Below are 14,554 nucleotides of genomic sequence, written 5' to 3' on the forward strand. Positions count from 1 at the left end.
CGCCGAGAAAGTGATCGTGATCGGGGCGCCGCCGTCGACGGTGACCGTGAGGGTCTTCGGAGTGGTGGTGCAGTTCCCGAGTCGACGGCCGAGAGTGTTGGCGACGGTGGTGGTGCCGTTCGGACCGACGGTGATGCCGGAGATGTCCCAGCGCCCCCAGAGGTACCCGGCGAGCCCACCGCCACCTCGGCGTGCACGAGTGCCGCCGAGGATCGCTGCCGCCGCGGTGCCGCTCGCGGCAACCGAGGACGTCGCGCCCGTCGAGCTCGAGCGGATGCGCAGTGCACGCCCCCGGCAGGTCGATGAGAAGCCGAGCATGTCGTTGCCGTCGGAGCGGAACACGATCTGCGCGTGGTCGGCGACGAGGTTCTCCGGGTTCGTGCTGATCCACGGAGTGTCGGAGTAGTTGACGTGCAGCGCGTTGGTCTCGGTGCCGTTCATGTTGACGGTCGAGGACTGCCCTGATCCGAGCGACTGGATCTCGATCTTCCCCGTCGGGAGGACCGAGAGGATGCGGCAGTTGATGAAGTCGTGGCGGATGGGGGCTGCGAAGTCAGCGTTGTCGTGCACGTAGAAGGCCTCGAAGTTCGAGAGCATGGTCGTGCTCTCGTACCGCTGGTACATGCCGGACGAGGCGCCGTAGCCCCACGCCCGGTCAGCCGTCCAGACGTTGGCGACGCTGAGGCCGGAGCCAGGGTTAGCCGCCCGCCAGGTGCGCATCCCGTCGTTGCCGAGGTGCTGGATGTGGCAGTTGACGGGGTCGTGGCGCGCGTTGGGCGACTGTCCGGAGTTCTCCGAATGCACGGCGTAGCGGCCATTGCGCATCAGGATCGTCAGGTTGGTCAGCTCCGCGCCGTCCTTGAGCCAAAGCGTCGACGTGTTCTGGTGCCCGTCACCGACAGAGTCCGGCTGCGACCCGTCAAGGATACAGAAGCCCACCTCGGTCCCGAGGAGTTCGACGTTTCCGGGGACGACCCAGTCCGTCTCCGTGTAGACGCCCGGGTGGACGACGACCACGTAGGGGCGGGTCTTCGCTGCCAGACCGAGAGCGTTGATCGCATCAACGGCCAGTTTCGGCGAGGCGTGCTCTCCCGCGCCGGGGATGGGGCGTACTTGCATCACCTTGACGGGCACTCCCGGGAACCGGGCCGCCCACCGCTCGAGGACCCACGCGGGCACGTTGCCGCTGTGGTCGAGCGCGAGCTCTCCCATGCGGCCGTTCTTCCCGCGGATCGCGAACGCCCCAGCGTGCCAGGCCTGGACCTTCGCTCGGCCGCCGAAGCTGATGCCCTTGAGGACGTCAAAGTAGTTGTCTGCGGTCCATCCGGCGATGAGCTGCTTGGCCCGGTTCCAGTACCCGACCCGGTACTTCTGCAGGAGGTAGTTGAAGCTGGGGGCGCCAACGTCAGTCTCGAGGACGATGGCAGTGTTGGACATGATCAGTTCGGCCGCGGCCTCGCTGGCAATCTCGAGAACCTGCGGCGAGTTCGCGACGGTCGCAACCGTGACGGGCTCGATTCGTTCGTCGATGGCCTGCTGCGTCTCGGAGCCGGGCTGCCGGATGTTGGCTGCCATGGTGCCGTCAGCGACGGGCTGCAGTAGCCCGATCTCTACCATGTTGGTCATGTGGTGGCTGCCTTTCCGAGGAGGTAGAGGCGAGCTTGCTCGCCTGCGATGTCGAAGTAGACGAGGTAGTCGCGTTCAGGTGGCCCGAATCCCCAAGAGGTGACTCCGGGGGGTGCGGGTTGCACGAGTAGGTCACCGATTGCTCCGCCGCCTCGTGGGACGCGGAGTTTCGCGGGGATGCGCTGGTAGGCGGGCGCTTGTCCTGCGACGAGCCACACGGCGGTCACGTCGTACCAGGTGGCGGGCGCGAGGAACGTGGTTTCCCACAGGTCGACGCGGAATCCGCCGTACTGGTTGGGGGTGATCTCGACGGGTTCGGTGACGAGGAGGCGCTCGTTTTCGGTTGCGGGTCCGGAGAGCGTGAACCGGAGCCGCAACTGTCGGCCTGCGAGGGGTCGAAGTCCGCAGTCGGTGATGGTGCCGTGTACGGGCGCGAGTGCCATGACGTCCTCCGGTGGGGTGGTTGCGGTTCGCGGGTCGGAGGTCGCTGATCGGAGACCGGCGCTGTCGAGTGCGGCGACGCGGATGGTGACGGTGGTGTCGTTGTCGAGTCCGGCCGCTGTCCATTCCGGGGCGGTGACGGTGATCGTCGCTTTGCCGGTTTGGTAGATCTCGTAGTGACTGATGGGGTTGTCGCCGCGGAGGGCCTTCCACGTGAACGTGATCGACTCGCCTCGGATGACGGGCGCGCCGATCACGGGTGTCCCGGGCGCTCCGGGGAGTGTCGGCACTTCCGGTGCGGCGTCGGTCGTTGCGATGGAGAGCGCGGACTTGGCCGACCTTCGTTCGTCCGTGTCGACGGCAACGACCTGGACGCTCACGGACGACGACGGGGGCACATTGAACGCGGCGTACGTCGGAGCGAGAGACGTGACCGGTTCGGTCGCGCCGTCCACGTGCACGTCGTAGTAGGCGATCGGTGAGCTGCCCGCGGTCGATGTCCACGTGAAGAGGACCGTGCTGCCGTCGACGTTCGGCGGCCCGATGATCGGCTTCGTGGGAAGCGTCGGATCGACCGGCACCTCGGGCTCTTCAGGTGCGCCGATGTACTGCGTGGGCGTGTGCGCGAGGAGGCCTTCGAGTGCGGCGCTGAAGATCCGGTCGTGGCCTGCATGGTTGGGGTGGAGCATGTCCTGCAGGCGCAGGCCGTACACGTTCGGCGGATACCAGCGGTCGATGACCGTCGACTTGATGCCGCCGAAGGTGCCGTCGCGGCCGAACTCGTCGAACACCTCCTCTTGCAGGTCCCGGAATACGTCGAACGCGGACATCTCGGGCCGCGGGGACGGGTACAGCAGGAGCCCGCCGGTGGTGGCCTTCGCGGGTGGCAGCATGAGCGTGAACGGCATCTGCTGGACGGTGTCCTGCCATACGTGCAGCGAGTCCACGATGAGCGGGTCGCCGGCCGCTCCGGTGTGGGTGATGACGACGGTGTGCGTGCCGGGGGTGAGGCCCATGAAGTGGATCGGCTGGACCGAGTTGACGGTCTTGTCGGTTCCGGTGAGCCCCTGCGACTTCGTGGACCGCGCGACAGGCGCGCTGCCGTCGATCGACCACGTGTAGGGCGAACCGTTGAGGTCGCCGCCGTCGTGGTCGGTGTAGCCGAGCATCGCCAGTGTCGCGCCGACGCCGGTGAAGGTGATCGTCTGCGTCGAGCCGGGGACGATCGACTTCCGCGTGGAGCCGGAGTACTGCTTCTCCGACTGGGTCCACGTGCCGGTCTCGCCCGCACCCCCCGGGAGCACTTTGGACTTGGATCGGGTGATGCCGAGGATCATCGACGTGGCGTTCTTGAAGCCCCGCTTGCCGACCTCGGTGTTCCAGAAGTGGCCGACGTCGTTGCCGCCGGCTGCCTGAATGCACAGCTTGTGGACGTTGGGCTTGAACGCGGACGTGCCCGCGGTGAGCATCGCGAGTGCGACGTCGATGCGGGTGCGTCCACCGTTGTGGTGGTTGACGGACGTGGTGTTGAGACGGCGTGCGAGCTGGTTCGTCCACAGGTCGTAGGAGGTGTAGTCGGGCGTGTTGATCGCGTCGTCCGCGACAACGATGCCCTCGGAGGAGCCCTCGTTGAGGATCTCCGTGTCCCCGATGGCGGTCTTCCACCGCAGCTCGGCATCCGCGGGCGTCTCTGGGACGCCGGGGATCTCAGGCTCGCCGGGCTCCTCAGGCTCTTCCGGGATCTCCGGCTCTTCGGGCTCTTCCGGCTCCTCGATGGGCGGCGTCTCACCGGACGCGGGAGTCGTGAACGAGACAGGCTCGGAGAACGTCTCGACGCCATCGACCCGGTTGGCGGACACGGCCACCGTGTACGCGGTCTCCGGGGTGAGCTCGAGCAGTTCCGCGCCCGGCTCCTCCACGGCAGTCGCGATGCCTTCGCCGTTCAGACGCACCCGGTAGCCGAGCGGCGTCGGACCATCCCACGTGAAGACGGCGCCGGTCGACCAAAACTCGGACACCGCCACCGAGACGGGCGCGAGTGGTGGGGTGGGAGGCGGGACTACTTCCCCGCCGAAGGGGCCTTCCCCGAACGGCCCGTCACCGAACCCCATGCGATCAGCTCCACTTCGACGTCGGCAGGCTGGCCGTCAGTACTGTCCCTGAGGTCTTCTTGTAGGTCGGGATCGGGTCGGCGCCGTTGAGGTTCACGACCTGCGCGCCCGCAGCGGACGCGAGGGTCACGTGCCCGCCGACGACGTTGACCATCGCCGCGGGCATGGTTCCCGTGCCCGCCTTCTGCATGACCGCCGCGTCCGCAGCGATCGCGAGACGGGTGACTCCGGACGTGGCGTGTCCCTTGACGCGGATCAGGTCCGTGGTCGTCGAGGTGTTCCGCGAGAAGTCCGCGAAGATGTCGCCGACGAACGCGATCGTGTGCTTCACGGGGCTCGTCGGGGTGGGGCCGTAGTAGCTGCCCGGCTCGATGTTGAACATCGCGAGCTTGTTGCGGCCCGGGCGCGGATCGATGATGTAGGTGTTCACGCCGGTCAGGTCCCAGCCGACCGTGTCGTAGGCGGTCTGCCCGCCGTCGTCCGCGGAGCAGCCGACGTACATGACCGAGTGGTGGATCGACTCGGCGGCGAGCCCCTGCCTGAACCCGGACTGCTCGTAGCCGTTGGCGCTGCAGTTCACGTAGAGGGTGCGCGAGTGCTCGGGTGTGAGTGACCAGGTGGTGCCGTTCGGGTTCGGGTTGCCGGACGGGACGGTGGTGCCGGCGGTGGGGTCGTTGAAGCCGTTGGTCGCGCCGAAGACGTGGCAGTCGATGTAGGTGGTGCTCGAGGATCGGGTTCCCATGCCGGTCTTCCCGGAGTCCTTCTGCCCACCCGCGACGACGCCGTTGACGGTGCAGCCGATGAAGAACACGTCGGCGGCGCCGTGGTGGGTGTCGAAGCCCTGCGCGTACGTGTCGAACGAGTGGCAGTCCTTGATGAAGAGGAACTCTTGGATGCCGTGGCGGAGCGTGTCGGAGATGTCGGTGAGGAACTGGCTGTTGCCGGAGGGGTTGGTCGTGACGCCGTGGCGCAGGTTCGAGAAGTGGCAGCCGTCGAGGAGGCAGTTCTTCGCGGTGCCCTCGTACTCGACGCCGTACCCGTACGCGCCCTCGGACTGGATCGCGTCGTTGGGAAGCGCCAGTACCTGGACGTTCGAGATCTTGCCGCCGTAGGGCGACGCGAGCCGGAACGCGTTGCGGTAGCCGCCCTTGACGACGAGGTTGCTGTACCGGTGGTTCACGGCACCCGACACGGAGACCGCGGCGCCTCGGACCATGCCCGTGCCGTTGGGGTCGCTGATGGTCGAGAGGGTGACGCCGTCGATGCGGGAGTCGACGTTGGAGAAGTAGTCGCCGACGGGGAACTTGCCGCTAGCGGCGGTAGGCGTGTAGCCGTTGACGGACCCGCCGAGCTTGCGGAGGACGCGGGTGGCGGTGACCTTGTCCCAGTCGTAGCGGGTCGCGGTCTTGAACACGACGACACCGTTGGCGGCGATCTTCCCGACGGTCGTCGTTCCGCGGAGGAGGTTCTCGCCGTTCTGGAACGTGCCGAACACCTGGTGGGTGAGGATGCGCTTGTTCGCCGAGCCGTTGTAGTCCGGCTGGGCCGATTCGATCTTCATCGTCGCGCCGGACGTCGCACCCTTGAGGAGGTTGTCCTCCGCGAGGGTCGACGATGCGCCGCTGACGAGGAAGGACACGCCGAGCACTTCGAGCGCATCGGCCATGACGACCTTGCCGCCCGACGGGTCGCCGTTGGGGTACGCGTCGGTCTTCTTCGACAGCAGGTCGTGAACGATCGTCCCCGGGAGACTCCACGTGTAGAAGCCCGACGAGTAGTCCGAAGTTGAGGAGCTGCCCGGCTTGGCGACGATCTGCCACACCATGTCGCCCTTGAACTTCGCGAGCTGGTTCATCGCGACGGCCGCGTACGAGACGGTGTGCTTCTCGTCGGACCCGCCGATGACCATCCGCTTGAACGAGGTCAGCGAGACCTCCGGCGACGGGGAGACCTCCTGCCGGACGATCGTCGACCCCTGGCCGATGAGCTCCCCGCACCCGGAGATGTTCAGGTGCTTGTCGTTCCAGTTCGACTTCGTGCTCGAGTCGCCCACGAGGTAGCGGTGGTCGATGATGATCCGCTTGCGCTGCGTGTGCGCCGCGTTGATCAGCGCCGTGAAGTCGTTCGTGACCGGCGTCGTGGCCGAGGGGTCGTACGGGGTGAGGCCCCAATTCGTGTCGTCGGCGCGCAGGTAGCCGACGAGCGCCGACGGGACACCCGCGGACTGCAGCTCACGGACCACGGAATCGACGGCGCTCGTGTACGCGAAGATCGCGGCGCTATCGGTGGAGCTTCACGGGCATGGGCGGGATGGTGACCACGGCGGGCTCCTGTCGAGAGGTCGGCGCGCGTCAGGGTCAGCCGCCGGGATGGGTGTGGGGGCATGCAAAAACCCCCGCCTGTTTGGGCGAGGGTTTGAGGGGTACTGGCGGGTTGTGGCGGTGTTACTCGGCGCGATCGACCGGAATCGGCGTGCGCATGACCTCGGACTTGAGGTAGCCGGCGACGCTCGAGATGACGACGACGATGGTCGAGGCGAGCGCCTCGGGGATCGTGATGCCGAAGTAGTTGAGGGCGAAGAGGAGCCCCGACGCGGTGAGTCCGGTCGCGAGGAAGGCGATCAGCTTGTGAGACACGTCGTTCCAGGCGCGGGTGAGCGTTGCCTTGAACGGCGTGATCTGGATGTGGGACATGGTTACTCCTTGCGTGAGTGGCGGCGGAAGAACGCTTTGAGGGCGTCGCGGCGAGGGGATGCTTTCTGGACGCGCAGTAGCTCGAGGAGCGTCTTCCAGAAGAACCAGACGAGAAGGCTCAGTACCGCCGCGTTGAGGAGTGCCCTGTACTCGTACTCGGGTCCGAGGACCCGCAGCAGCAGGGACAGCGAGAGGAGCGCGAGCATCGCGAACTTCTGCCCGAGGACCGTCCGGCCAATGGCCGTCTCCCACCACGGCGAGTAACGCATGTACCTGTAGATGAACCAGGCGATCGGGATGATGCCGATGACGAGCAGGACGATCAGGATGTTGGATTCGAGCTCGGTCACTCTGGCGCCTTCCCCGGCTGGGCATATCCGTACGCTGCGGCGATGCGGATCGCGAAGTGGTTGTTGGTTCGGGTTATGTCCAGCGACCGGGTTACTTCTTCGACGTGCGGGACGATCTTCTTGACTTCTTCAAGCGACTCTTCGGATGACTTGCGAGCTGCAGCAGCCTCGTCGACTCCCGTTTCGGCGGTCGCTAGCGTGCGCTTCCACCACCTCATGTGGCCCCCTCCCCGTTCGACTTGTGCGCCTCGGGGAGTGCGGTCAGGACGCGGTCAGCGGTCTTCGCGTACACGAGGAGCTGTTGAACGGAATCCAGGAGGATTGCGTTCTTCTCCCGCTCGGACTCCCACGCGGCCTTGTAGTCCTCCGCGCGGGTGCGTTCGACGCCGAGCAGCAGGTCGACCGTTGACCGCGGCACTACTTGCCCGCGGATGAAGGCGATGCCGAGGACGGCCGCGAACATGAGGGCCAGGCCGGTCGGTGTCGCCGGGGATCTGAGGATTGTCTCGAGGACGACGTCCACAGGCGTTCCTCCTCTCAGAGGCGAGGAGGGGCTACTGGCTGAGGCGGCGGGACTGCTCGTCGGCGACCGCTCGAGCGATCGACGCGAGCGAGTCGTCCGAGAGGGTCGTCGAGATCTGGATGCCGCCAGCGACCGCGTCCTTCACGGCGGACTCGACTGCGGCCTCTACACGGGCGGGGTCGAGCCCAGCGGATGCGGCCAGAGTTGCGACGGCTGCGGTGAGAGCGTCGAGCTTCGCGTTGCCGAGCTGCGCGGTGACGAGGGTGTCCGCGAGGACGACGTCAGTCGGGGCGTCGATGTTGCGGTGCTTCACCCACTTGATGTCGTTGACGCCGTCGCGGGCTTCCTGGGCAGCGCTGTTCGCGTCGCGGAGGACGATGGACGGGGCGTTCTTGCCGAGCGAGGGCTGGGGCTCGTCCCAAACTTGAGCGGTGGTGGGCAATTCGTCCTCCTGGGGATCGGTGGCCTGGGCGGGGGTGGTGTTTGCGCCGCCGCCGGTGGCGACGAGATAGAGAGCCGGGTCGACCTGGCGGCCGTTCTTCCGGAGCTCCTGGTGGCAGTGGACGTACTTCGTGCCCGTGTTGCCCATGACGCCGACCTCTTCGGCTTGCTCGACCCACTCGCCGACCTCCGCGAGGAACTCGGCGAGGTGAGCGATGAGGGTCTCCCAGTGGTCGCCGTTCTCGTCGCGGCCGTGGTCGATGACGATGCGGTTCCCGTAGGTGCCGAACCAGCCGGCGACGGTGACCGTCCCGGCGGCGGGAGCGACGATGCGGAGGTCGTCCTTCGTCGCGTTGCCGTGGCCCCAGTCGGTTCCGCCGTGCGACTTCACGTTCGCGCCCGGGACGTTCTTCGCGCCGAAGGGGCTGGTCATGCGCCCACGGGCCGCCTTGATGATGCGCATGTGGTCTCCTTGAGTTCAGTCAGGCGCGAGTGATGCGGCCGTCTGACTCGCGGACGACGTTGCCCTGCCCGAGTTCGGCCTTGAATAGGTGCCCATCAGTGGCGATGGCAAGGTTGCCGCGGCCTGCGCTGACCAGAACCAGTCGTCCGTCCGGGTGGACGAACAGGTTCCCCGGGAGCGCCGGGTCGTCGGGGTCCGGGTCGTAGGGGTCGCCACCGCCGGGGTCGCCTGCGCCTGGGTCGCCGCCAAGCGCCTCGCGGATGTACGGACGAGGGTCGACGACCGCGGCGAAGGCCGGCGAGAGATCGCCACTCCATGAGGCCGTGACGTGGTCGTGCGTGCCGCGGCTGAACGAGCCCGTATCGCCAATCGGGCCAACGACATCACCCGCTTCGAGGAACGCCCCGACGGGACGGCCCTTCGCATCGAGGTGGGAGTGCCCCATGCGGAGGCCGTCGGCGCGCTGCACGACGACCTGCCAGCCGAGTCCGCCGCCCCATGCGGAGAAGACGACCGTCCCTGCGAAGAGGTTCGGGATTCCCGTGCCGGTCGCCAGCCGTTGATGTCCTGCCCGCGGTGAGCGTTCGGGCGGCCAGCGGTCGCGCCGTAGGCGTCTCCCCAGTGATCCGGCTCTTCGTAGAACTCGCCGATCGTGGGCATCAGCTGGTCGGCAGGTTGTAGATGAAGTAGTTGCCGTCCTTGTACTCGGTCCAGACAGCACTGTCACCATCGGGGCCGATGATCTGAGTCGAGTCCTCTGACATCGTGATGATGCCTCCGCCGCCCTGAATTGACAGACCGTTCTCATTGAGGCTGACGATGCTGTCCCACGCTCGCATCTGCATCGGAATGCCGTAGCTGACTACGTAGCCGATCCCGCCCTCATAGAAGAGCTGCATCGAATGGGAAGTATCACCGGCCTCCGAAGAGATGACACGGCCGCTCCCCTTCAGGTGCAGGCGCCCCAAAAGGTCGATCTTGCCGAGCACGTTGAGGAGGCCGAAGACCTTCGCGGACCCGCCACCCTCAGCGCCGGTCGCTTCATCGCCGACGACCAGACCCTCGGGTGAACGGATGGTGAGCGCGCCACGGTCAACGCTGCCGTTGTTCAGCGGGTTCGCGGACGCGAGACGCTTCACGAGCCGCCAGAGCGCGGCAAGGCTGTTGTCTTCCGGGTTGTCGATCGCCACGTCACACCTCCTGTGTTGTGAGCGCGAGCTCTTCCGTGAGGTTCCCGGAGATGCCGATGACGTAGAGCTGCTGCCAGCCGTCCTCGATGAACACGTGCCCGAACCAGCCGAGACGGACGCGACTGCCGATCGTGAATCTTCCGGGCGGAACAGGCAGGAGACCCGCGATGATGCTGAAGCTGCGCTGACTGATCGGCTCCCGATGAGTCTCGAGATCCACGGCAGCCATCGCGTCGAGGACCGGCTTGCTCTCCTCGGACTTCCCGAAAATACTGCGGTCAAGGATCGGCGTCGTGAACCCGTCGAACGTGCCCGCGAAACCGACCTTCATCGACTCGCCCTGCCCGTTACCGAGCGCGAACACGCCCGTGAGCTGCAAGGCCGCGTCGCTCTTCACCCGAATGTCGCGCACGATCGGACTGTGCGACGTCGCCAACGCTTCGACCACTTCGCCGGTCAGGAGCGGGTTGCCTGCGAGGGCGAGATGCTCGAGCCGGTAGCTGTCGTCCCAGCGGGGACGGAAATAGATGTGCGGCCCGGCCTTCTCGAGGCTTTCGAGAGCGTCCTCGATTGTCTCGAAGCCGTCGTTCTCCCACTTCATCGTCAGGTCGCCAGGAGCGTCGATGGGGCGGGCGACGCGGAGACGCCACGGATGATCAGCCGGAGCCGCGTCGTTCGTGGCGCGCTCCACGATTGCCCGCAGCGCGCCATCGGGTGCACGGTCCGCGAACTCGAGCGCCGTCCCGACGTCGTAGCCGCGGTGCCCCCACGTGAAGCGGCGGGAGAAGATCGCACGGAGTTCGACGTGGTTGAGGATCAGCCGTTGAGCGTCCTCGTCCCACTCCCACGAGATGACGATGCCCGCGTAGATCGGGTCCTCGTCATCCCAGGACTGCACCAGCACGCGCGTCCACGAGTGGGCGATGTCCTGCCACTGCGCCTTGCTCAGCCCTGGCAGTACTGGCCCGTGGAGGATGAAACTGTGCGCGCCACCGCCCGGCTGACTCGCGGAGGTATTCCAGTTGCCGTCCGCGGGGATGACCTTGTAGAGCCGGTCACCGGTCTGCAGGTCGCAGATCCACCAGTTCCACATGTGCGCTCCGATCAGCCGGCGAGGTGCGTGTCCGTGACGGTCACCTTGAGGACGGCGAGGTTGGTGGCGGTGTGCTCGAACTGGACGCCCGGCGGGATCGCCCACGTGTCCGCGCGGCCGACGCCACCAGCAACGAACTGCCCGTTGACGCGGAGACGGCCATCGCGCATGTCGATCGACACCTGCTCGTCTGCCGCGATTGGGCGGGTGATTTCGTACTGCTTCCCGTCGGGGCCGTTGATCGTCGTGCCGATGGGCAGCACTCCGTAAACGTCCATGACAGGAAGCGCGGGGAATGATCCGTAGTGGTATGCGGGTTCCTGCTCGAACACGCGTCGTTCCCCGTAGATGCGCGGGTCGGGGCAGCGGAGTTGCAGCTTCCACCGCGCGAGGAGATCGCCGGGCAGAATCTCGAAGCTCGACATGGTCCGCTGGGCGAGCGTGTGCGTGACGTCCGATCCGCGGCGCACGACCACACGACCGGTGCGGCCATGCCACAGGAGAGCGCCGAACGCTCGCGCGTACCGACGCAACTCCTCCGGGCTGTCCGCCTCACACATGCCACCCCACGTCAGGGTGCGCGCCCCCAGGTAGCCGGGACTGTCGAACCCACCGTGCGCGGACGTGAACAGGGTCTCGTCGCGGCGGAAATCCACCGAGTCGTACCAGCCCAGGAACTCGTCCGTGTTGATCGAGAACCCCGTGTGTGCGTCTTCCGAATGCAGCACGAAGTCATCAAGGGTGATCACGTCACCAGCCACAGGAGGGAACATCACAGTCCTCTCAGTCGTGCCGTCTGCCAGTCCGCTGCGGCCTGACCGATCTCTCGCTCCGACTGTCGCGGCTGCGGGTTGATGACCATGGCGAGCGTGGTCGTAGAGGTTGCCGAGCTCGCCCCGCCCCAGCCGCCACCGGTGCCCGGTGAGAAGCTGCGACCCTCGCTCGCGTACGCACCCGCGTAGACCGCCGGGTCGTACGCACTCACGCGGCCCGCGGTGCCACCGTCAGCGAATGCGCCCGAGAGCATGCCGCGCAGGTCATCGATCGAAGCCCCACCGTTGATCGCCTTCAGCGTGGTGCGGTGCTTGTCCGCCTGGCCGTACTTGTTACTGACGACCTCTTCGCCCGTGGAGAGCGCATAGATGCCAGCCGTGTCCGACCATGCCGTGCCGGGCCCCCAGATCGTGCCGCCATCCGCCTTCTTCAGGACGCCACTGCCAGACGACGAGAGGCCAGCTCCGGGCAGCGCGAACGCGCTATCGAACTTCGTTTGCACGCTGGCCGTCATGTAGATCGTGGCGCCGTTGTTGCGGTCGATGAACGAGTCGATCTCGGTCTGCGCTTCCGGGATGCCAGTGAGGCCCACCGCGGTGGAGACGCTGCCGGGAATGAGGCCCAAATCGTCCGCGTACTTCTGGGCGGCGGCACCGGTGATGCCGAACTGCTCCAACGATCGGATCAGCTCATCACGACCACGAGCAACCGCGGCAGACGCATCCTCCTGGCTTCCCGTCTGCTCTAGGATCGCCGCAGCAGCACCCAGAGCCGACTGGGCGATCGCGTCAAGCGCACCCTGGTTCGAACGGCCCTGCTCAGTCGACACGTCCAGCGACACGCCGTTCGCGATGACCGACTCAGTAAGCGCGTCGATCGACGCCTCGAACTCGCGGGTTGCTGAGTTCACGTTCAATTGCGCCGAACCGAAGCCACGGATCGCGTCTGCAAGCGCATCGATGTCGACCTCGGCGGACTGCGCCTTACCTGCCAGTACCTCGAGCTGCTTGGCGTTCTTCTCCGCGGAAGCGGCGCCACCCTCCTGCGCCTCAGAAGCGCCGATGAGCGCGTCCTCGTACTGCGGGAACATCTCCTTGACCTGCTCGATCGAGTACCCCTGAGCCAAAGCGGCCTGGGCCATGCGCTCGAACTGCTCGGCCGCGGTATCGGCAGCGCCACCCTCAACCAGCGCCTTGAGGTTCATGTCGAGCCCAGCGAACTGGTCGCGGGTGGCTTTCACGCCATCCTGGATCGGTCCGCCGAACGCCTGGTTGACGCCCGACACGAACCTGTTGATCTTCGAGTTCATGTCGTCGCCGAGGACTACGTCCAACGCAGACCCGAGGTCCTCGACCTCCGAGGCGCCATCGAGATCTGCGAACAGCGTGTCCAAGCCCTCGAGAGACTTCGCAGCTTTCGCCGTCTCCTCGAGACCAGCCGCACCCTTGAAACCGGCCGTCGCGATTGCAGACAGGACCGTCGCAACGGTCGCCAGTGCAGCAATCGCACCGAGCCCCTTCGCGGCGCCCGTCGCGAACTTCGCAGTCTTCGGCATCTCCGTGTTCAGCGTGATGAGGTTGCGCCTCATGTCACCGACACGGGTTGCCCCAACAAGGAGCAGCCCGCCAAGGAGCGTGAACCCTCCGACAGTCGTTGCGATCGCCATGCCGGTGGAGATGATCGGGGCGGGGAGCGCGCCGAACCAGTCGACGAGATCAGTTGCCCGCTGAGTCATCTCGCGCAGTACCTCGTTGGCGCCCGAGCCTGCCTGGATGAGCGCGGTGTCGATCGACCCCTGCAGGTACTCCATGTCGCCCGCGAGGTTGTCGAGCTTGATCGCCGCCGTGATCGCCGCGTAACCCGCGTCGTTGGTCTTGTCGATCCAAGCCTGGATGCCGTCGGCGCCCTGGTTGTAGAGCACGCTCGCAGCGCGGACAGCGTCGGACCCGAAGATCGTTGCAAGGGTCGAGTCCCGCTCAGCGTCGGTCTTGCCGATGAACGCAGCTTCGAGCTGCCCGGCGATCTCGGACATGCCGAGCATGCTGCCCTGCGCGTCGTAGACGGAGATCCCGTAGTCCTCCATCAGGCCCTTGGCCTTAGCGGAGGGGTTCTGCAGCGCGAGGATCGCGGTCTTCAGCGACGTGCCCGCGTCGGAGCCGAGGAGGCCAGCGGACGCGAATGCCGCCAGCGTTCCCGTGGTCTCCTCGATGGAGAAACCAGCCTGCGACGCGACAAGTCCACCCTGGTTCAGCGCGGCGGCGAGGTCCTCAACGGAGCCCTGCGCTTGCCAGCGCCAGCCGCGAGGAGATCCGCGATGTGCGGGACCTCGGAGCCCTTCTTGTTGAACTGCGTCATCGCCGTGGCAGCGATCTCGGCCGCGTCGGCGACGCCGAGGCCACCGGCGGCGGCGAGGTCGAGGGACCCGGCGAGCGCGCCGCCCGTGATGTCCGCCGTTGAGATGCCCGCCTTCGCGAGCTCATCGATCGCGTTGGCCGCTTCGGTCGCAGAGAACGCGGTCTTCGCGCCCGCGTCGAGGGCGGCATCGCGCAGGAGCGCCATGTTGTCGGCGCTCTCGTGCGTGGACGCCTGAACCTCAGACATCGCCTTGTCGAACTCCGCGAACTTCGCGACCGCGACACCGACGCCAGCGAGGATCAGCCCGCCCATGACCGTTGCCTGGGCGCCCACCTCGGACATCGCCTCGTGCTGCTTCCTCAGCGCCGCCTCAGACTCCGCCGTGGAGTCCTGCGTGGCACGCGAAGCCTTCTTCATATCCGCGATGTAGCTGCCGACCTTAGCGAGGAGACTGATCTGTGTGACGCGTTCCGGCATGCGGTCAGCTCCTCGCT

At 66.6% G+C, this 14,554-nt stretch carries 14 protein-coding genes; all 14 read right to left on the reverse strand.

Annotated elements, in window-relative coordinates; genetic code table 11:
• A partial coding sequence (locus B0T42_RS07185) for a hypothetical protein (protein ID WP_139344439.1) occupies positions 1-1,626 on the reverse strand: 1,626 nt, incomplete at its 3' end.
• Positions 1,623-4,178 (reverse strand): fibronectin type III domain-containing protein, encoded by a 2,556-nt coding sequence (locus B0T42_RS07190; RefSeq protein ID WP_139344440.1) that lies wholly within the window; start codon positions 4,176-4,178, stop codon positions 1,623-1,625. The genes B0T42_RS07185 and B0T42_RS07190, both read right to left, overlap by 4 nt.
• A gap of 4 nt (positions 4,179-4,182) precedes the next feature.
• Positions 4,183-6,420, reverse strand: a complete 2,238-nt coding sequence (locus B0T42_RS07195) for a hypothetical protein (RefSeq protein WP_077222558.1) — start codon at positions 6,418-6,420, stop codon at positions 4,183-4,185.
• Between the two features lie 202 nt (positions 6,421-6,622).
• A complete protein-coding gene (locus tag B0T42_RS07200; RefSeq protein WP_077222559.1) occupies positions 6,623-6,871 on the reverse strand; it encodes a hypothetical protein in 249 nt (82 codons plus the stop codon).
• A 2-nt stretch (positions 6,872-6,873) separates the two neighbouring features.
• Positions 6,874-7,221, reverse strand: a complete 348-nt coding sequence (locus B0T42_RS07205) for a putative phage holin (protein ID WP_077222560.1) — start codon at positions 7,219-7,221, stop codon at positions 6,874-6,876.
• Entirely contained in the window at positions 7,218-7,439 is a 222-nt protein-coding gene (locus B0T42_RS19440; protein WP_139344441.1) for a DUF7620 family protein, read from the reverse strand. Before B0T42_RS19440 ends, B0T42_RS07205 begins: the two co-directional genes overlap by 4 nt.
• Entirely contained in the window at positions 7,436-7,744 is a 309-nt protein-coding gene (locus tag B0T42_RS07210; protein WP_077222561.1) for a hypothetical protein, read from the reverse strand. The genes B0T42_RS19440 and B0T42_RS07210 overlap by 4 nt, the downstream gene beginning before the upstream one ends.
• 31 nt (positions 7,745-7,775) lie before the next feature.
• Complete coding sequence (locus B0T42_RS07215) at positions 7,776-8,648, reverse strand: M23 family metallopeptidase (protein WP_077222562.1); 873 nt, start codon at positions 8,646-8,648, stop codon at positions 7,776-7,778.
• A gap of 19 nt (positions 8,649-8,667) precedes the next feature.
• A complete protein-coding gene (locus B0T42_RS07220; RefSeq protein ID WP_158078061.1) occupies positions 8,668-9,378 on the reverse strand; it encodes a M23 family metallopeptidase in 711 nt (236 codons plus the stop codon).
• Positions 9,308-9,838: a hypothetical protein gene (locus B0T42_RS19935; protein WP_158078062.1), complete on the reverse strand. Its 531-nt coding sequence runs from the start codon at positions 9,836-9,838 to the stop codon at positions 9,308-9,310. The genes B0T42_RS07220 and B0T42_RS19935 overlap by 71 nt, the downstream gene beginning before the upstream one ends.
• A 1-nt stretch (position 9,839) precedes the next feature.
• Positions 9,840-10,931, reverse strand: coding sequence for a hypothetical protein (locus B0T42_RS07225; protein WP_077222564.1), 1,092 nt, complete (start codon positions 10,929-10,931; stop codon positions 9,840-9,842).
• A gap of 11 nt (positions 10,932-10,942) precedes the next feature.
• Positions 10,943-11,680 (reverse strand): hypothetical protein, encoded by a 738-nt coding sequence (locus tag B0T42_RS07230; protein ID WP_139344442.1) that lies wholly within the window; start codon positions 11,678-11,680, stop codon positions 10,943-10,945.
• A gap of 23 nt (positions 11,681-11,703) precedes the next feature.
• On the reverse strand, positions 11,704-13,956 hold the full coding sequence (locus tag B0T42_RS07235; RefSeq protein WP_077222566.1) for a phage tail tape measure protein: 2,253 nt from the start codon (positions 13,954-13,956) through the stop codon (positions 11,704-11,706).
• The gene (locus B0T42_RS21930; protein WP_077222567.1) at positions 13,953-14,537 is read right to left on the reverse strand and encodes a phage tail tape measure protein; all 585 of its coding nucleotides are present in this window, start codon (positions 14,535-14,537) and stop codon (positions 13,953-13,955) included. The genes B0T42_RS07235 and B0T42_RS21930 overlap by 4 nt, the downstream gene beginning before the upstream one ends.
• Between the last annotated feature and the right edge of the window lie 17 nt (positions 14,538-14,554).

Source organism: Rathayibacter rhapontici (assembly GCF_001995175.1).
GTDB lineage: Bacteria > Actinomycetota > Actinomycetes > Actinomycetales > Microbacteriaceae > Rathayibacter.